Genomic DNA, 17,978 nt, shown 5'->3' on the forward strand with positions numbered 1-17,978 from the left:
CCTCTCAAACCTAAATCAGAATTATCATCATCTGCACTTTAGTGCCATATAATGTCAGTATCCATTAAGACTGTGTGGTTTTAATGTCGCGAATTGGCGACAAAAGTAGAAAGTATTTTACGCCTTCGCAAATATTTCTTTTCAATTATTTATTTCTGGTCAAAAGATTGAATATTCGCGGGAATAGATACGTAAATTCACTGGCTTTTCGGCTAAAGTTTCTTTAGGATTTATCTCATCAGATGATTAATTGTACCAATTGTTTGGTCCTAAAATGATAAGCGATGTCGATTGTATGAGGTTAGCAATGCCTTCAGGAAGTGAAGAACCGCAAAGGGATCCTGCGCTCAAGCGTAAAGCCTGGCTGGCGGTCTTTCTCGTCTCTACCCTGTTTTGGGTGGTGGTTGCTCTCCTGGCCTGGAAATATTGGGGTTAAATATGGCAGTGACGGTACGTTCAGAAACGCTAAAACCAGTGTGTCAACACCGTGACAACGGACACAAAGCTCGCAAAGCACCTGCGACTACCGTACCTGCGTCCTGGAAACTGACAGCACAGCAGCAGGCCTTTATTGATGTGTTCGCGGAAGACGAACCCAAAAAACAATAATTTAGTTTTTTTGCGTAACGATGCAAATAGTCTGAATAAAGACTCTGTGCTTTTGTACTCTTTAATAAATACACATCAGCAATATAGACCTGAGGGCTGACCTCGGAATCTTTAATAATTAAAGCCTGGTGTCCCTATGATGAATAACATGACAACTCTCAAATACTGGTCATGGATCGGCGTTTTTTCCGTGTCGATTCTCTTCTGGTGTCAGCTTATCTGGCTGGCTATCCACTAAATGCTAAAACCTCGCCGCGGCGGGGTTTTTTGTTTTCAGGCTTTACCAGAACCTTCCTGGATTTATCAATTTGGGTTGTTATCAAAACGTTACGACATCTTTGTGTTATCTTTAATTACGGCCCTGATGATTGTCAGGGTTTCCCTGTGATTAAGGAGGAGCTTATGTCGTTAACCCTACGCGAAGCCAGTAAGGATACGTTGCAGGCAGAAAATAAAACCTGGCACTACTATAGCTTACCGCTGGCAGCCAACACGCTTGGAGACATTTCGCGGTTACCCAAGTCGTTGAAAGTTTTACTGGAAAATCTCCTGCGCTGGCAGGATGAAGAGTCTGTCACCGCCGAGGACATTCACGCTCTGGCAGGATGGCTCAAGGATGCCCATGCTGACAGAGAAATAGCCTATCGCCCGGCAAGGGTCCTGATGCAGGATTTCACCGGCGTACCTGCCGTCGTTGATTTAGCCGCCATGCGTGAAGCGGTTAAACGTCTGGGGGGCGATACGGCAAAAGTGAATCCACTTTCCCCCGTCGATCTCGTTATTGACCACTCGGTGACCGTTGACCATTTTGGTGATGATGATGCGTTTGGCGAGAACGTGCGTCTGGAGATGGAGCGTAACCATGAACGTTACGTTTTCCTGAAGTGGGGACAGCAGGCTTTCAGCCGCTTCAGCGTTGTTCCACCGGGCACCGGCATCTGTCACCAGGTGAATCTCGAATATCTTGGCAAAGCCGTCTGGAGCGAATTACAGGATAAGGAATGGGTCGCTTACCCGGATACGCTGGTTGGTACGGATTCCCATACCACCATGATCAACGGCCTGGGCGTTTTGGGCTGGGGTGTCGGCGGAATTGAGGCGGAAGCGGCGATGCTTGGGCAACCTGTCTCCATGCTCATTCCTGATGTCGTCGGGTTCAAACTAACCGGTAAGCTCTCAGAAGGGATTACCGCCACGGACCTGGTGCTGACGGTTACCCAGATGCTGCGTAAGCATGGCGTGGTTGGCAAGTTTGTTGAATTTTACGGCGACGGACTTGATTCATTGCCGCTGGCGGATCGCGCCACTATCGCCAATATGGCACCGGAATATGGCGCAACCTGCGGCTTTTTCCCAATCGATAATGTCACGCTGGAATATATGCGTCTGAGTGGTCGCAGCGAAGAACAGGTGGCGTTGGTCGAGGCCTACACCAAAGCGCAGGGCATGTGGCGCAATCCCGGGGATGAGCCGGTCTTTACCAGCACCCTGGCGCTGGATATGGGCTCGGTTGAAGCGAGTCTGGCGGGGCCAAAACGGCCTCAGGATCGCGTTGCCCTAAATAATGTGCCAAAGGCCTTCGCGGCCAGCAATGAGCTGGAAGTGAATACGGCACAAAAGGATCACCGTCCGGTCGACTATGTCATGAACGGGCATCAGTATCAGCTCCCTGACGGTGCGGTGGTCATCGCCGCAATTACGTCCTGCACCAATACCTCCAACCCAAGCGTACTGATGGCCGCCGGGCTGCTGGCGAAAAAAGCGGTGGAGCTGGGCCTCAAGCCTCAGCCATGGGTGAAAGCCTCTCTCGCGCCGGGCTCCAAAGTGGTTTCCGATTATCTTGCGCAGGCCAGGTTGACCCCGTATCTGGATGAACTGGGTTTTAACCTGGTTGGCTACGGTTGTACCACCTGTATCGGTAACTCCGGTCCGCTACCGGAGCCGATTGAAGTGGCGATCAAGCAGGGCGATTTGACCGTTGGCGCAGTGCTTTCGGGCAACCGAAACTTTGAAGGCCGCATTCATCCTCTGGTCAAAACTAACTGGCTGGCGTCGCCGCCGCTGGTCGTGGCTTACGCGCTGGCCGGGAATATGAACATCAACCTGGTGACCGATCCGATTGGCCACGATCGCAGGAACGAGCCGGTCTATCTGAAAGATATCTGGCCGTCGTCGCGAGAAATTGCGCGAGCGGTAGAAAAAGTGTCGACCGAAATGTTCCGCAAAGAGTATGCGGAGGTGTTTGAAGGCACGCCGGAATGGAAAGCTATCAACGTCGTCGGCTCGGATACCTATGACTGGCAGGATGATTCAACCTATATCCGCCTGTCGCCATTCTTCGATGACATGCTGGCAGAGCCCGCGCCGCTTCAGGATATCCACGGCGCGCGTATTCTCGCGATGCTGGGGGATTCTGTCACCACGGACCACATCTCACCGGCGGGCAGCATCAAAGCCGATAGCCCGGCTGGACGCTATCTGCAAAGCCGGGGTGTAGAACGCCGCGACTTTAACTCCTATGGCTCACGCCGGGGCAACCATGAAGTGATGATGCGCGGCACGTTTGCCAATATTCGTATCCGTAATGAAATGGTGCCGGGTGTGGAAGGCGGCATGACGCGTCATCTGCCGGGTACGGAGGTGGTTTCCATTTATGATGCGGCCGTCAAATACCAGCAGGAAGGCACGCCGCTGGCGGTCATTGCCGGGAAAGAGTACGGCTCTGGCTCAAGCCGCGACTGGGCAGCGAAAGGTCCGCGACTGCTCGGGGTTCGCGTGGTCATCGCCGAATCGTTCGAACGTATTCACCGCTCGAATCTGATCGGGATGGGGATCCTGCCTCTCGAATTTCCACAGGGCGTCACCCGTAAAACGCTGGGCCTGACCGGAGAGGAGCAGATTGACATTAGCGGTCTGCAAAACCTGCAGCCGGGTAAAACGGTTCCCGTGAAGCTAACGCGGGCAGATGGGAAAACCGAGGTGCTGGACTGCCGGTGCCGTATTGATACGGCAACCGAGCTGACCTACTACCAGAACGACGGCATTTTACATTACGTGATTCGTAAAATGCTGGATTGATGAAACGAGCCCGGCACGCGTGCCGGGCTTTTAGCATCACTCTTTCAGCAGATGGCCCATTTTGGCAGCTTTAGTATCAAGGTAGTGGGCGTTTTTCGGGTTACGGCCGACAATCAGCGGTACGCGTTCAACGATATTGATCCCGGCTTCTGTCAGGATCTCCACTTTTTTCGGGTTATTGGTCAGCAGACGCACTTCGTCCACGCCCAGCAGCTTGAACATATCGGCACACAGGGTGAAATCACGTTCGTCAGCGGCAAAACCGAGCTGATGGTTCGCTTCGACCGTATCATAACCCTGGTCCTGAAGCGCGTAGGCGCGAATTTTATTCAGCAAACCAATATTACGCCCTTCCTGACGGTGATACAGCAGCACGCCGCGGCCTTCTTCCGCAATGTGCGAGAGGGCGGCTTCGAGCTGGAAACCGCAGTCACAGCGCAGGCTGAACAGCGCATCGCCGGTCAGACACTCTGAATGTACGCGGGACAGCACCGGCGTCTGCCCTGAAATGTCGCCATAGACCAGCGCGACGTGATCCTGTCCGGTTGCCAGTTCTTCAAAACCCACCATCAGGAAATCGCCCCATGGGGTTGGCAGTTTGGCTTCTGCCACACGTTTAAGCTGCATGTGATTCTCCAGAATCGGCTGACACGTTTCGTGCCGTCTGCCTGTTTGGCTTTCTCTATATGTTCATTTTGCCACAAGCTCCTCAAGTTCGCCTAATCACCACCATGCTATACGCGCGTTAAACGCACGATCCGACATATCCACCACATGGATGAATTTCAGTTATGATTGTGGTGCTTAGCATAAAAGGAGAAGACATGCTTTCAATCGCCAGACGAACGGCAGCGGGTGCGGCCGTACTACTTGTGATGCCTTTGGTTGTATGGTGCTCCGGCTGGATGTGGCAGCCGGGCCAAAACGCCATGTGGCTGAAAACGTTATACTGGATAACGGAAACGGTGACACAGCCGTGGGGGATCATCACGCATGTTCTTCTCTGCGCCTGGTTCCTGTGGTGCCTGCGTTTTCGTCTGCGCGCAGCGCTGGTGTTATTTGCTATCCTCGGCGGGGCCATTCTGGTGGGTCAGGGCGTAAAATCCTGGGTTAAAGATCGTGTACAGGAACCGCGTCCTTTCGTCATCTGGATGGAAAAAACGCACCATGTGCCGGTAGATGAGTTCTACACTTTAAAACGTAAAGATCGCGGTGCGCTGGTAAAAGAGCAGCTTGCAGAACAACAGGATATTCCTGCATTTTTGCGTAAACACTGGCAAAAAGAGACAGGTTTTGCATTTCCTTCCGGGCACACGATGTTTGCCGCAAGCTGGGCGTTACTCGGCGTCGGCTTATTGTGGCCGCGACGCCGGACGGTCACTATTGCAATTCTGTTAGTCTGGGCAACAGGCGTGATGGGGAGCCGTTTACTGCTGGGAATGCACTGGCCGCGTGATTTAATGGTGGCCACGCTGATTTCCTGGCTGCTGGTAACGTTAGCCACCTGGCTTGCCGAACGATTCTGTGGGCCGCTGACGCCGCCGCCGGAAGAGAAGGAAGAAATCGCCGAGCGTGAGCAAAGCGGTGTCTGAAGGTTGATATTCCGTATATTGCCCACAAATCCATGACGGGTGCGCAACTTTTTCCGTTTCGCGCCCGTCACTAAAATGGTAGTTTATAAGGCTGATTGCGGTGAGTTGAACAGACTTTATTCGCTTGAACCACATAACGGGAAGTCATGTGAAATATTTACTCATTTTCTTACTGGTGTTGGCGATTTTTGTTATTTCCGTCACCTTAGGTGCGCAAAACGATCAGCAGGTGACCTTTAACTATCTGCTTGCACAGGGCGAGTACCGGGTATCGAGCCTGCTCGCGGTCCTTTTCGCCGCCGGTTTTATCATCGGCTGGCTGGTGTGTGGTCTCTTCTGGCTTAAAGTTCGTGTTTCGCTTGTGCGCGCTGAACGTAAAATCAAACGCCTTGAACATCAAATTGCGCCCGCGACTGACATTCCGGAGAGTTCTGGTGTGCCGGTAGCCAAGGAATAATCGAATATGCTGGAGTTGTTGTTTCTGCTTTTGCCTGTAGCCGCAGCCTATGGCTGGTATATGGGCCGCAGAAGTGCGCAACAAACAAAACAGGATGAGGCCAACCGACTCTCCCGCGACTATGTTGCGGGGGTGAACTTCCTCCTGAGCAATCAACAGGATAAAGCGGTTGATCTGTTCCTTGATATGTTGAAAGAGGATACGGGCACCGTAGAAGCGCATCTCACCCTGGGCAATCTGTTCCGCTCGCGCGGTGAGGTTGATCGCGCTATTCGTATTCACCAGACGCTGATGGAAAGCGCGTCGTTAACCTACGATCAACGCTTGCTGGCCGTTCAACAGCTGGGACGTGATTACATGGCGGCGGGGCTGTACGACCGTGCCGAAGATATGTTCACCCAACTGGTTGATGAGACCGACTTCCGTATCAGTGCGCTCCAGCAGTTACTGCAGATTTACCAGGCGACCAGCGAATGGCAAAAAGCCATAGATACAGCCGAACGTCTGGTGAAGCTTGGTAAAGATAAGCAACGCGTAGAAATTGCTCACTTCTATTGTGAACTGGCGCTTCAGCAGATGGGCAACGACGACATGGATAAAGCCATGGCACTGCTGAAGAAAGGCGCCGCTGCGGATCGCAACAGCGCGCGAATCTCCATCATGATGGGGCGCGTCTTTATGGCGAATGGCGACTACGCCAAAGCCGTTGAAAGCCTGCTGCGGGTTATCGACCAGGATAAAGAGTTGGTCAGTGAAACGCTGGAAATGCTGCAAACCTGCTATCAACAGCTCGACAAGCAGGATGAGTGGGTATCATTCCTGCGTCGTTGCGTGGAAGAAAATACTGGCGCCACCGCTGAACTGATGCTCTCAGACGTTGTTGAGCAGTATGAAGGAAGCGACACCGCGCAGGTTTATATTACGCGTCAGCTGCAGCGCCATCCGACCATGCGGGTGTTCCATAAACTGATGGACTACCACCTGAACGACGCAGAAGAAGGGCGTGCCAAAGAGAGCCTGATGGTGCTGCGCGATATGGTCGGCGAGCAGGTACGCAGTAAGCCGCGCTACCGCTGCCAGAAGTGCGGTTTTACTGCCTATACGCTTTACTGGCACTGTCCTTCGTGCCGGGCCTGGTCAACCATCAAGCCGATTCGTGGTCTTGACGGGCAGTAATTTTTTTAAAACGCCTCACTTTAGTTACAACATGCTGTTGGGTTTTTGTCACCGAGTCAGCACCGTGCAATTTTCGGTCAGGCAGGGAAGGAAATCGATTCTGTCATTTTCCACCGCTGGCAGGTAGAATGCAGGCCGTTTATCTGTTCCGCGCCGCTGCGCGCCCATAGACGAAAAGGGCTGGTCATGACGTCTGTTACTTCCTCCGCTTCCCGCGTAATTACTGATTCTCCTGTTGTTGTTGCGCTTGATTATAATAACCGCGACACCGCGCTGGCCTTTGTGGATGGTATCGATCCGCGAGATTGCCGTCTGAAAGTTGGCAAAGAGATGTTTACCCTGTTTGGTCCGCAAATTGTCCGCGATCTTCAGCAGCGTGGGTTTGACGTTTTTCTGGACCTTAAATTCCATGATATTCCTAACACCACCGCGCATGCCGTCGCTGCTGCAGCCGAGCTTGGCGTGTGGATGGTTAACGTCCATGCCTCGGGTGGGGCGCGTATGATGACCGCCGCGCGCGAGGCGCTGATGCCCTTCGGCAAAGATGCACCGCTCCTGATTGCGGTCACCGTGCTGACCAGCATGGATGAATCTGACCTGCGCGATCTTGGCGTGACGTTGTCACCTGCCGAGCAGGCTGAACGTCTGGCTCGCCTGACGCAAAACTGTGGTCTTGATGGGGTAGTCTGTTCAGCCCAGGAGGCGGTGCGCTTCAAATCCGAACTGGGCCAGCAATTTAAGCTGATCACGCCGGGTATTCGTCCTGCGGGCAGTGAGGCTGGCGATCAGCGCCGTATTATGACGCCAGAGCAAGCGTTGGCTGCTGGCGTGGATTATATGGTGATCGGCCGTCCCGTTACGCAATCTGCGGATCCTGCGCAAACGCTAAAAGCGATAAACGCGTCATTGAAAAAGGGGGGTTGATGAGCGATTCCAACAGCCGCCTGGTCTACTCCACCGGGACCGGGCGTATCGACGAACCGAAAGAGAAAGCTGAACGACCGAAAGGTGATGGCATCGTGCGCATCCAGCGACAGACCAGCGGTCGCAAGGGCAAGGGAGTGTGTCTGATTACAGGTATCGATCTGGATGATGCGGAGCTGGCTAAACTGGCCGCAGAATTAAAAAAGAAATGCGGTTGTGGCGGTGCCGTGAAAGATGGCGTGATCGAAATTCAGGGCGACAAACGCGATTTAATTAAAACGCTGCTCGAAGCCAAAGGAATGAAAGTTAAACTGGCGGGCGGCTGAATTAAAAGAGCCACGGCGTTAACCGTGGCTCTTTTACGTGTGTAAGTCAGACCTGAAAAATACTGAATATATTATTAGACCGGTGAGAGCCGTTATGGTGATTATTTGCCCACCTGGTGACCGATAATGCCGCCGACAGCAGCACCACCTAATGTACCCAGCGTACTACCATCCGTTAATACCGCACCACCAAGAGCACCGGCACCCGCGCCAATCGCGGTGTTACGGTCACGTTTAGACCAGTTAGAGCAGGCGCTCAGGGACATAGCTACTGTAATTGCCAGAACAGCGGCAGCGATTTTTTTGCTGGTAAAGGTCATAATACTTTCTCCTGAATTATCGATTCACGGAAAGAAGTGCACTTTAAGTATAGACAATAGTCATACTTAAATTCTGTTTTCCATGAAAGCTAGTCGCGCAGGTGTTACGTAATCACGCAAGTGATAGTCACTTCCTGTTATATCGCTAATAATAATTTTACCCCTTTAGCCCAGGTTAAACAGGTAAAAACTCTTAAAGCAGGCTTCGGAATCATCTCAGAGAGAGGGAGAGATTTGCGCCCGTTATTCAGGCGCAGAGGAGAGTCAGGCAGGTTTTCTCACAATATCGACGGTCAGGCCGTCATGCTCAAGCTGCTGGCGATGTTCATCACTCAGTCGTTCATCGGTGATCACGCGGCTAAATCGGTTTACCGGACCCATCATATAGGGATGTACGGAACCGAATTTAGAACTGTCGGTAAGGACAATTGTTTCACACTCTTTTTCCAGCACGGCATTAACCACGTCAGAACGCATCATATCCCGGCCGGTGAAACCGGTGTCTGGTTGCCAGCCATCAATACCAATGAACGCTTTGCTGAAATGAACCTGCTGGACATACTGGCGAGTGAGTGGACCCACCATGCTTTCACTTTTCTTCTGGTAAATACCGCCCAGCAGAATGACCTCACAGCGCGTCTCCTTCAGCAGATGCGCAATATAGCTGCTGACGGTGATGATGGTGACGTCTTTTTGATCGGCCAGGGTACGTGCCAGAAGGGCGTTACTGCTGCCATTCTCAATAAAGACCGTTTCACCATTGTTCACTAAGGACGCAGCAAATTCTGCCAGTTCTCGCTTGAGGGCATAATTGTTCATCATGCGGGTTTCAACGTCTTCACTGTCCAGTGGGACGGCATAACCATGCGCACGACGCAGGTAGCTCTGTTTTTCCAGAAGGTTAAGATCCTGCCGGATTGTGACTTCAGAAACGCCGGTCGTTTTAGCGAGATCGACCACGCTTACGCGCCCCTGATCGATGACCATCTGCAAAATGATTTGTTGTCGGGAATTCATAGCATCCATTTAAAAAGCAAAAACGAGGTCGGAAACGGTGGAGTCAAACTTCCCACGGGGCTTTTGGCTGAGCGCTTTCTGGCGCGGAATCGGAATCTTTGTGAGCCAGTAACTCTGATTTCAGGATCTCAAGATTACGGATCGCAGAGTGATAATCACCCGCTACCAGGATATCCAGCACCGTATCAATACGTCGTGCCACAGCCAGTGCATCAATGTCAGACATAATCTCACCCCAGGAGCGAAAAGTTAATATTTTCAATGATGCAGAAAATGGGAACAAAAGAGAAGGGAAAAAATGCAATAACTAAAGTACATAAATGAAAGTGATAAATTTATTCCCTCTCATGCAGCGGGGTTAATGAGTGGATTAGTCTAAAACTGCGCGCAAGGCGCTTTTTTTTAAGAGGAATTAGACTATGACCGTTATTAATCAAGCAACCTGCACACTGTTTACCGATACTGAACGTTTCACTCAGCTGGCAGGCTATTATGAGGCGGATCGTCGCACTGTCTGGATGATGTTGCGGTCGCAACCGCGCCCTTGCTTCAACCACGCATTAATAGAGGAGATCATGAATCTTTCCTGGCTGGTTCGCCAGTCCGGTTTTGCGGTCGATTTTTGGGTTACCGGATCGCTGGTAGCCGATATGTATAACGCCGGTGGGGACTTACAGTTCTTCGTAGACTGTATTCAAAACGGGCGCCGGGAAGCATTACGTGCATATGCGCGTGCCTGTGTTGATTGCGTACACGCCGCATCACGGGGTTTTGATGCCGGGGCAATTACGCTGGCGATGGTGGAAGGGAGCGCCCTGGGCGGCGGCTTCGAGGCTGCGCTGGCGCACCATTTTCTCCTGGCTCAGCGCGACGCCCGGTTAGGGTTCCCGGAGATCGCCTTTAATCTTTTCCCCGGCATGGGTGGCTATTCGCTCGTTTCACGCCGCTCTGGCATGAAGCTGGCAGAGGAGCTCATCTACAAAGGGGAATCCCATACGGCTGAGTGGTACGAACAGCACGGACTGGTGGATGTGCTGTTTGAACCGAGACAAAGCTACGTCACCGTACGAACGTTTATCGACACGCTGCAGCCGAAACTGAACGGCGTAAGGGCAATGCTGCGCGCCCGCACCCGCGTTTTGCAGCTGCCACGCAGTGAACTGATGGATATTACAGAAGACTGGGTCGATGCCGCGTTTTGCCTTGAACCGAAAGATATCGCTTATATGGAACGTCTGGTTATGCTGCAAAACCGCCATCAGGCAGCGGGGTTACGCCAGGCCAGTTAACGCATCTTTCGTGACTGATAGCGCTTTAGCCATCGCTCGAAAACGGCAGCGGGCATCGGCTTAGCAAACAGAAAACCTTGCCGTTCGTTGACGCCGTTCTTAGTCAGAAAGGCGTCTTCTTTTGCGCTCTCCACGCCTTCCGCAATGACCTGCAGATTCAGTGCCTGAGCGACGGCCACAATCGCACGGACCAAAGACTGCGAAATGGAATGTTTATGGATATCCCGCACAAACGACTGATCGAGCTTGATGGCATCGATAGGAAAACGCGCCAGCTGTGACAGGGATGAATAGCCTGTACCGAAATCGTCCAGATGAATTTGCGCTCCAAGCTGGCTGAACTGCTGGATGACCGAAAGGGCCAGCTCTTCGTTTTCGATAAGACAGCTCTCGGTCAGTTCAACATCGATAGGGCAATATTCAAAATTCAGATCCTTCAGCGCCTGTTTCAGGTCACTGAATATCGTCTGGTCTGCCAGTTGACGCGCTGATACGTTGACCGCCACCCGCAGGTTAATGCCTTTATCGCGCCATTTAGCCACCTGACGCACCACGTCCAGCATAACCCAGCGACCGAGCGGCACAATCAAGCCGGACTCCTCAGCGTAAGAGATAAATTCCAGCGGAGGAATAAGTCCGCGCTCTGGCGACTGCCAGCGCACCAGCGCTTCCAGGCTTCTGACTTCACCGCGCCAGGTCATTTTCGGCTGATAGTGGATCAAGAGCTGGTCGTTATCCAGCGCTTTGCGCAGGTTAGTATCCAGCCAAAGATATTCGAACACGCGCTGGTTCATCTCTGGAGAGAAAACGCAGAACTTGCCTCGCCCGTTCTCTTTCGCGGTATACATCGCGGTATCCGCGTTGCGAATGACGCTCTCGCGGTCGTTGCCATGCTGCGGGGCAAGGGCGATGCCCAGAGAGCAGCCGGTGTAAATTTCAATTAAGCCGATGCGGAAGGGTTGCCGTAACCGGCTCAAAATACGCGATGCCATGGCTTCCAGTGAGCCTTGCGAGGTATCGGTTGCCATCACAATAAACTCATCACCGCCGAGTCTCGCCAGCACCTGACCTTCATCCAGGCAACTCAGAATGGCCAGGGCGACGGCCTGCAATAACTGGTCGCCAAACATGTGCCCATAGGCATCATTAACCTTTTTAAAATTATCCAGGTCGAGATAGACCACGCCGACCTGAGTGTCTCCCCGGGTGGCGATGGCATCGGAAATCAGCTCGTGGATCGCGTTTCGGTTTGGCAGTCCGGTGATGGTATCCGTATTGGCCAGCACGCGCAGGCGTTCCTGAGCACGCCGCTCCTCCGTGATATCGGTACCGGAACAGATAAGATAAATTTCATTTTTACCGCTGCCGCTGTGAACAAATTTGTTTCTGAACAGAAACAATCGCTGCCCTTTGCGGGTCTTGACCCAGCGTTCAACTTCGTAGGAACTGCCGTTACGAAAAAAACCGGCGATATTACGTCTTGAGGCAGCGGCTTCGCTGCGGGTCATAAACAGTTTGAAGACGTTTTGCCCGATGACTTCGTGCTCTTTCAGCCCTGTGTACTCTTCACTCAGGCGGTTAAAGCGCTGGATATTGCCGTTCTGGTCCAGGATAACGATAACGGAATTGGCTTCTGAGACAACCTGTTCGGCAAAAGAGAGACCCTGCGCCAGATCGCGCGCAACGGAAGGGGTATCGTGCCAGGCAGAGGCTGTACCGGCCCACTCGTTTCGGGTAATTTTGCGCCCGACCAGATGGACAGGAACATCTTCACCGTACAAAGAGAGGGTCATCGAGATACTGGAAGTGATGACGGTTAACTGGCGGATGAGCGCGGCCTGTTCATCATTCAGCGCGATCACTTGCGTCACATCGGCATTTTCACTGGTGGAGAGATGCAGAGCATTGCTGTCAGCGGTCAGTCGCCACCAGGGGCTGTGGGTTCCCATGTAACGAAACAGCAAATTCTGCTCCAAATCGTCCATCCTGTTTTCTCCCGCAGCCGCTCATTAGCGCACAAATCATTCATTTGTTGTCGACTTTTCCGTTGTGATACAGCGGCAAAACCGAAGTGAACGTATTGTTTTTTCCCTGGTTTCTTATAATAAGACGAGACAGGTAAAAAAGGATACTCAGCGTATAAAAATTCACGTAACCGAATATGAAGGGATTCTTTTAATGTAGATAATTATGGCGATTTTGGGCGGGAGGAGGCTGAAAATAGTCAGTGATTTTGCGGTTTGTGATGAGAGAAGAGTTTGTCGACCCATTCATGAAGGAAAGGGTCGACAATTTAACAGCTTATCAGGCGACCGGGCGCGCAATAATGCTGCGCGTTTCCATGCGAACTTCAGCGATATTCACATCAATCACGTCAGTAACTTTGTAAACCGTTTCGCCTTTGATTTGCACGGTTCCGTTTTCCTGGCTACACACCAGTTCGTCGCGTACAGCATGCAGGAACGGCGCTGGAATGAAGGCAACGGCACCGTTGTCCACCAGGCGTACGCGCATACCGCCGCGGCTGATATCGATGATTTCCGCCGGGAAGCGGGCATCCGTTCCCGCTTTATCATTCAGGAAGCGGGCGTACAGCCAGTCACCGACATCGCGTTCAGCCATACGGTTCAGGCGGCGGCGCTCGGCCATTTGCACTGTGGAATCATCCTGAGGACGCGCGACCGATTCCCCTTTGATAATCGCTTTCAGCAGGCGATGGTTTACCATGTCGCCGTACTTACGAATCGGAGAGGTCCAGGTGGCATAAGCTTCAAGCCCCAGGCCGAAATGCGGGCCCGGTTCGATGCTGATTTCGGCAAAGGACTGGAAGCGGCGAATACGGCTGTCGAGGAAACCGGATGGTTGCGCATCCAGTTCGCGACGAAGTTTGCAGAAGCCTTGCAGCGTCAGCACTTCTTCAGGATCGACATGCACGTCATGCGTTTTCAGCAGGGCAGCCAGCGCCTCGGTGTTAGCCGGATCGAATCCGGTATGAACGTTATAGATGCCGAAGCCTAACTTGTCGCGCAATACGCGGGCGGCACAAATGTTGGCTGAAATCATGGCTTCTTCAACAATACGGTTAGCGATGCGGCGTGGTTCAGCAACGATATCCAGCACTTCGCCTTTTTCACCCAACACGAAACGGTAGTCTGGACGGTCCTTGAAGACCAGCGCATGGGTTTTACGCCATTCACTGCGGTTCAGACACACGCGATGCAGCAGTTGAATTTGCGCGGCAATGGCGTCGTTTTCAGGTTGCCAGCTGCCCGTGTTTTCCAGCCAGTTGGACACGTCGTCATAGGCCAGCTTGGCTTTGGATTCGATGGTCGCCGCAAAGAATTCGATATCGTCTTCAATCGTGCCGTCGGCGGCGATAGTCATGCGGCAGGCGAGTACCGGGCGCACTTCATTCGGGCGCAGCGAGCAGAGATCGTCAGAGAGTTCACGCGGCAGCATCGGGATATTAAAGCCCGGCAGGTAGTTGGTGAACGAACGCACTTTTGCCATATCGTCCAGTTTGCTGCCTTCGACAATCCAGGCGGTAGGATCGGCAATCGCGACGGTCAGATGCACTTTGCCATCCGCAGTCTCTTCTGCAAACAGCGCATCGTCCATGTCTTCGGTGCTGGCACTGTCGATGGTGACAAAGTCCAGGCCGGTCAGGTCACGGCGTGACAGCCCTTCATCCTGCATTTCTGTCGCGACGCCGTTTGGCGCCTCTTTTTCAAGATTGTGACGCGCCAGGGTTACCCACCACGGGACGAAGTGGTCGTCGCCGTAGGTGATAAATTGCGTTAGCTCAGCATAGAAACCACGGTCGCCTTTGAGAGGGTGACGGCGCATTTCAGCAACGGCCCAGTCGCCATCTTTAAAATCATGCTCAACGCCACGCGCAGCACGGCACTGAATAGCATCTTTCAGCAGGGGATGATCCGGCACGATGGAAAGACGGTCATCTTTTCTGTGCACCTTGCCCACGAAGCGAGTCAGGAACGGTTCAATCAGTTCTTCCGGCTCGGCGGACTCGCGTTCCTTTTCCGTATGAATAACCGCGGTGACGCGATCGCCGTGCATTACTTTTTTCATCTGCGGAGGCGGGATGAAATAGCTCTTTTGCCCGTCAACTTCAAGGAAGCCAAAGCCTTTTTCCGTGGCCTTTACGACCCCTTCTGCACGCGGCGTCTGGGAATGCAGTTGCTGTTTAAGCTGCGCTAGCAGCGGGTTGTCCTGAAACATAATGTTCTATTTTCGTAGCCATTGAGCGGCTGACAGTTTTACGCGAATCTTACTGCTTCAGCAAGCGCTCTTTGGATAAAGAGTATGGTTATTCCGCTTTGCCAAGCGCCACTCGCAGGCGGTCGAGCCAGCCAGTAAATGCGCTTTGAGTAAGCAGATTGATGGCGCGGATATCGGAGATCCCAACATCCGTCAGCGGCGTGAATTGTGCCGCGCTAAAACGATCCGGTGAACGAGTCAGTAACTCTACTGCCGCAGTAAGCGCCCCGTGCATTTGTGGCTCGTTTTGACGGTGGTTGATCAGAATCTCGCCCATCAGGTTGAGCAGCGCAGGTTCGTGGCTCAGCACCGGCGTGAGCGCCTGAAGTTCCGGCTCCGCCTGCCAGCGTGAAAGGGACTCAAGCTGGAGTGGGGTCGCATAGCGCAGTTCGACGACGGGCAGTACAGAGCTCCAGTGACAAATCGTCACCGGTAAGGAATGCGGCGGAATATGGTGCCCGGGTAACCAGCGTACAGGATGCCCCAGTAACGCCTGAAACACCGCCACAACGCGCGCCTGAAAGCCAATAAAGCCGATAATCTGGTTGATCAGCACAATGTCATAGGTTGTCAGGCCCACTTCATCGAGCTGTAGCTGCGCTTTGTGGTCAATGACGTCGGGCGAGCTGGCGAGCTGGCGGGCATATTGCGTGATTTGTGCCAGGCGGCGGTTGCTTTCGCGTGAGGAGTCAGGACCAGGAAGTGGGGCGAGCAGGGCAGCGTAGTGGTTACAGAGTCGCTGAACACTACACGCCTGAGCGACCGTCAACGCCGTGCTGAGTCTGTCGTACGCACTGAGTGTGTGGAGTCGGTTAACCTCAATATTGAGCGGGAACAGAAGGTTGCACAAGGCCCTGGCGGGAGCGAGCCAGCCATGGCAGGCGGTGACAATCTTTTCAGGGAGTTCTAAATCGAGCAAAAAACGATCGTCGACGTTAGCGGCTTCGGGCACCAAAGGCAGGACATCCGTTTGCGAGTGGTTGGACTGGGTTTCATGATACCAGTGGCCTTTGCCGGAAAAGCGGCGTTGTTCCATGGGCGTTCCTTGATCTCAAAATGGCGATCAATATCCTGGCGTAAGGCGGATGGGGGGAAAAATATTGTTAGGTGATAACAAATAACAGAAGGGAATAACGAAGAGGACAGCAGGGGGAGAGAAACTCTCTTCCCGGAGGGGAAGAGAGTCACGCGCTTATTTGATTTCCAGCTCGTTCATGGCTGCGATGTTGAAACCGCCGTCAACGTGAACCACTTCGCCGGAGATACCCGCAGAAAGGTCAGAGCACAGGAAGGCTGCAGAGTTACCCACGTCTTCAATGGTAACAGTACGACGAATCGGGGTAACCGCTTCGCAGTGTGCCAGCATTTTACGGAAATCTTTAATACCGGAAGCGGCCAGGGTGCGGATAGGACCAGCAGAGATGGCGTTAACGCGCACACCTTCAGGACCCATTGCGTTCGCCATGTAGCGAACGTTGGCTTCCAGAGAGGCTTTAGCCAGACCCATCACGTTATAGTTAGGGATAGCACGCTCTGCGCCCAGGTAGGACAGGGTCAGCAGGGCAGCGCCCGGGTTCAGCATGCTGCGGCAAGATTTTGCCATCGCCACGAAGCTGTAAGAGCTGATGTCGTGCGCAATTTTGAAGCCATCACGGGTAACCGCGTTCACGTAGTCGCCGTCCAGCTGATCGCCAGGCGCGAAGCCGATGGAGTGAACGAAACCGTCGAATTTCTCCCACGTTTTAGCCAGTTCAGCAAACATGCCATCGATGCTTTCGTCTTGTGCAACGTCACATTCCAGAACAATGCTGGAACCCAGCTGCGCGGCAAACTCTTCAACACGGCCTTTCAGCTTGTCGTTCTGGTAGGTGAACGCCAGCTCAGCGCCTTCGCGATGCATTGCCTGTGCGATGCCGTATGCGATGGACAGTTTGCTGGCAACGCCAGTCACCAGAATGCGCTTACCGGAAAGAAAACCCATAGCTTTAATCCTTATATTCATTGTTGTGGCGATCGCCATCTTAGCGGGGCAATCGTCGTTAAAACGCGGCGATAATATCACGTGTCGCGTGCTTAGTTAATCCGACCACTCAGTAGACCCGTGCTTATCGATCTTTTCTCCACGCATCGGCGGTCAATGCTTCACCGAAATGCCCGGCGATGAGCCGTTTCGTCAAATCGTGCAGCGGGGAGGCCAGCACATCAGCCGTACTTCCTCGTTCGACTACTTCACCCTGGTGCATCACCATGACCTGGTCGCTGATGTGTTTCATCATGCCAAGATGCTGGGTCACGTAGATATAAGAGATACCCTGTTTTTCCTGTAATTCCAGCATCAGGTTAATTAACTGCGAACGCATCGACATATCCAGCGAGGCAAGGGCTTCATCGGCGATAATTACCTTTGGACGCAGAATCAACGCGCGTGCCAGCCCCAGACGTTGTTTCTGCCCCGGTGCGAGCATGTGCGGGTAGTAGCTCACATGATCGGGAAGCAGTCCGACTAAACGCAGCGTTTCGACGATGCGTTTACGCCGGGCTTCAGGCTCCAGATCGGTATTTAACCGTAGCGGGAAATCCAGGATCTGCGAAATTCGCTGGCGAGGATTGAGGGAAGTAGACGGATCCTGAAAGATCATGCGGATGCGCTGGCTGCGGAAAGAATAGTCACCAAATTTTAGCGGGTGATCGTCAATCAACACTTCGCCATCGGTGGGCTCAACCATGCCCGCCAGCATTTTCGCCAGCGTGGATTTTCCGGAACCGTTCTCGCCAATGATCGCCAGCGTCTGTTTCTCGCGCAGCGTGAAGCTCAGCGGCTTAACCGCCTCTACGGTCTGGCGGTGAAAAAGCCCTGTGCGGTAGCGAAAGGTCTTACTCAGGTTACGAACTTCCAGTAAGGTTTCGACCAT

Annotated in this window: 18 protein-coding genes; 9 read left to right on the forward strand and 9 right to left on the reverse strand. The window is 53.0% G+C overall.

The annotated features are described in order from the left end of the window. Positions 1-295 precede the first annotated feature (295 nt). The 3 genes from KK102_RS00455 (at position 296) to acnA (ending at position 3,687) form a co-directional block, all read left to right on the forward strand. Positions 296-436 (forward strand): YmiA family putative membrane protein, encoded by a 141-nt coding sequence (locus tag KK102_RS00455; protein WP_213327741.1) that lies wholly within the window; start codon positions 296-298, stop codon positions 434-436. Between the two features lie 312 nt (positions 437-748). Further along, positions 749-847, forward strand: a complete 99-nt coding sequence (ymiC, locus tag KK102_RS22160; protein WP_042713577.1) for a small membrane protein YmiC — start codon at positions 749-751, stop codon at positions 845-847. A gap of 164 nt (positions 848-1,011) precedes the next feature. After that, on the forward strand, positions 1,012-3,687 hold the full coding sequence (gene acnA / locus KK102_RS00460; protein WP_126546010.1) for an aconitate hydratase AcnA: 2,676 nt from the start codon (positions 1,012-1,014) through the stop codon (positions 3,685-3,687). Positions 3,688-3,723: 36 nt separating this feature from the next. Here the strand turns inward: acnA and ribA are convergent, their stop codons facing one another. Beyond that, entirely contained in the window at positions 3,724-4,314 is a 591-nt protein-coding gene (gene ribA / locus KK102_RS00465) for a GTP cyclohydrolase II (RefSeq protein WP_008501210.1), read from the reverse strand. A 197-nt stretch (positions 4,315-4,511) separates the two neighbouring features. Here ribA and pgpB point away from each other — a divergent pair, with 197 nt between their 5' ends. From pgpB to yciH, 5 genes are all read left to right on the forward strand, one after another. After that, on the forward strand, positions 4,512-5,279 hold the full coding sequence (gene pgpB / locus KK102_RS00470) for a phosphatidylglycerophosphatase B (RefSeq protein WP_216356675.1): 768 nt from the start codon (positions 4,512-4,514) through the stop codon (positions 5,277-5,279). A gap of 148 nt (positions 5,280-5,427) precedes the next feature. Beyond that, on the forward strand, positions 5,428-5,736 hold the full coding sequence (locus KK102_RS00475) for a LapA family protein (RefSeq protein WP_010431755.1): 309 nt from the start codon (positions 5,428-5,430) through the stop codon (positions 5,734-5,736). Between the two features lie 6 nt (positions 5,737-5,742). After that, entirely contained in the window at positions 5,743-6,912 is a 1,170-nt protein-coding gene (gene lapB / locus KK102_RS00480; protein ID WP_126546012.1) for a lipopolysaccharide assembly protein LapB, read from the forward strand. Between the two features lie 186 nt (positions 6,913-7,098). Next, positions 7,099-7,836: an orotidine-5'-phosphate decarboxylase gene (gene pyrF, locus KK102_RS00485; RefSeq protein WP_216356676.1), complete on the forward strand. Its 738-nt coding sequence runs from the start codon at positions 7,099-7,101 to the stop codon at positions 7,834-7,836. After that, on the forward strand, positions 7,836-8,162 hold the full coding sequence (yciH, locus tag KK102_RS00490) for a stress response translation initiation inhibitor YciH (RefSeq protein WP_010431741.1): 327 nt from the start codon (positions 7,836-7,838) through the stop codon (positions 8,160-8,162). Before pyrF ends, yciH begins: the two co-directional genes overlap by 1 nt. 101 nt (positions 8,163-8,263) lie before the next feature. On the opposite strand, the gene osmB is transcribed toward yciH, so the two are convergent. The 3 genes from osmB to KK102_RS00505 all read right to left on the reverse strand — a co-directional run bounded on the left by osmB (position 8,264) and on the right by KK102_RS00505 (position 9,725). Then, on the reverse strand, positions 8,264-8,482 hold the full coding sequence (gene osmB, locus KK102_RS00495; RefSeq protein WP_010431738.1) for an osmotically-inducible lipoprotein OsmB: 219 nt from the start codon (positions 8,480-8,482) through the stop codon (positions 8,264-8,266). Between the two features lie 264 nt (positions 8,483-8,746). Beyond that, on the reverse strand, positions 8,747-9,499 hold the full coding sequence (yciT, locus tag KK102_RS00500; protein ID WP_216356677.1) for a DNA-binding transcriptional regulator YciT: 753 nt from the start codon (positions 9,497-9,499) through the stop codon (positions 8,747-8,749). A gap of 43 nt (positions 9,500-9,542) precedes the next feature. Further along, on the reverse strand, positions 9,543-9,725 hold the full coding sequence (locus KK102_RS00505; RefSeq protein ID WP_010431733.1) for a YciZ family protein: 183 nt from the start codon (positions 9,723-9,725) through the stop codon (positions 9,543-9,545). A gap of 193 nt (positions 9,726-9,918) precedes the next feature. Here KK102_RS00505 and KK102_RS00510 point away from each other — a divergent pair, with 193 nt between their 5' ends. Then, positions 9,919-10,788: a crotonase/enoyl-CoA hydratase family protein gene (locus KK102_RS00510; protein WP_216356678.1), complete on the forward strand. Its 870-nt coding sequence runs from the start codon at positions 9,919-9,921 to the stop codon at positions 10,786-10,788. Here KK102_RS00510 and pdeR read toward each other — a convergent pair. The 5 genes from pdeR to sapF form a co-directional block, all read right to left on the reverse strand. Further along, a complete protein-coding gene (gene pdeR / locus KK102_RS00515; RefSeq protein WP_216356679.1) occupies positions 10,785-12,773 on the reverse strand; it encodes a cyclic di-GMP phosphodiesterase in 1,989 nt (662 codons plus the stop codon). The two genes, KK102_RS00510 and pdeR, sit on opposite strands and share 4 nt — an antisense overlap. A 319-nt stretch (positions 12,774-13,092) precedes the next feature. Then, positions 13,093-15,027 (reverse strand): exoribonuclease II, encoded by a 1,935-nt coding sequence (locus tag KK102_RS00520; RefSeq protein WP_126546016.1) that lies wholly within the window; start codon positions 15,025-15,027, stop codon positions 13,093-13,095. Positions 15,028-15,115: 88 nt separating this feature from the next. Next, on the reverse strand, positions 15,116-16,102 hold the full coding sequence (locus KK102_RS00525; RefSeq protein WP_126546017.1) for a CMD domain-containing protein: 987 nt from the start codon (positions 16,100-16,102) through the stop codon (positions 15,116-15,118). Positions 16,103-16,258: 156 nt separating this feature from the next. Continuing rightward, positions 16,259-17,047, reverse strand: a complete 789-nt coding sequence (gene fabI / locus KK102_RS00530; protein WP_126546018.1) for an enoyl-ACP reductase FabI — start codon at positions 17,045-17,047, stop codon at positions 16,259-16,261. Positions 17,048-17,171: 124 nt separating this feature from the next. Continuing rightward, positions 17,172-17,978: a putrescine export ABC transporter ATP-binding protein SapF gene (gene sapF / locus KK102_RS00535; RefSeq protein ID WP_089600634.1), complete on the reverse strand. Its 807-nt coding sequence runs from the start codon at positions 17,976-17,978 to the stop codon at positions 17,172-17,174.

This window comes from Enterobacter quasimori (genome assembly GCF_018597345.1).
Lineage (GTDB): Bacteria > Pseudomonadota > Gammaproteobacteria > Enterobacterales > Enterobacteriaceae > Enterobacter > Enterobacter mori.

Coding starts and splice junctions, on each gene's coding strand:
- KK102_RS00455 (WP_213327741.1), top strand. CDS start 296: ATGAGGTTAGCAATGCCTTCAGGAAGTGAAGAACCGCAAAGGGATCCT.
- ymiC (WP_042713577.1), top strand. CDS start 749: ATGAATAACATGACAACTCTCAAATACTGGTCATGGATCGGCGTTTTT.
- acnA (WP_126546010.1), top strand. CDS start 1,012: ATGTCGTTAACCCTACGCGAAGCCAGTAAGGATACGTTGCAGGCAGAA.
- ribA (WP_008501210.1), bottom strand. CDS start 4,314: ATGCAGCTTAAACGTGTGGCAGAAGCCAAACTGCCAACCCCATGGGGC.
- pgpB (WP_216356675.1), top strand. CDS start 4,512: ATGCTTTCAATCGCCAGACGAACGGCAGCGGGTGCGGCCGTACTACTT.
- lapB (WP_126546012.1), top strand. CDS start 5,743: ATGCTGGAGTTGTTGTTTCTGCTTTTGCCTGTAGCCGCAGCCTATGGC.
- pyrF (WP_216356676.1), top strand. CDS start 7,099: ATGACGTCTGTTACTTCCTCCGCTTCCCGCGTAATTACTGATTCTCCT.
- yciH (WP_010431741.1), top strand. CDS start 7,836: ATGAGCGATTCCAACAGCCGCCTGGTCTACTCCACCGGGACCGGGCGT.
- osmB (WP_010431738.1), bottom strand. CDS start 8,482: ATGACCTTTACCAGCAAAAAAATCGCTGCCGCTGTTCTGGCAATTACA.
- yciT (WP_216356677.1), bottom strand. CDS start 9,499: ATGAATTCCCGACAACAAATCATTTTGCAGATGGTCATCGATCAGGGG.
- KK102_RS00505 (WP_010431733.1), bottom strand. CDS start 9,725: ATGTCTGACATTGATGCACTGGCTGTGGCACGACGTATTGATACGGTG.
- KK102_RS00510 (WP_216356678.1), top strand. CDS start 9,919: ATGACCGTTATTAATCAAGCAACCTGCACACTGTTTACCGATACTGAA.
- pdeR (WP_216356679.1), bottom strand. CDS start 12,773: ATGGACGATTTGGAGCAGAATTTGCTGTTTCGTTACATGGGAACCCAC.
- KK102_RS00520 (WP_126546016.1), bottom strand. CDS start 15,027: ATGTTTCAGGACAACCCGCTGCTAGCGCAGCTTAAACAGCAACTGCAT.
- KK102_RS00525 (WP_126546017.1), bottom strand. CDS start 16,102: ATGGAACAACGCCGCTTTTCCGGCAAAGGCCACTGGTATCATGAAACC.
- fabI (WP_126546018.1), bottom strand. CDS start 17,047: ATGGGTTTTCTTTCCGGTAAGCGCATTCTGGTGACTGGCGTTGCCAGC.
- sapF (WP_089600634.1), bottom strand. CDS start 17,978: ATGGTCGAAACCTTACTGGAAGTTCGTAACCTGAGTAAGACCTTTCGC.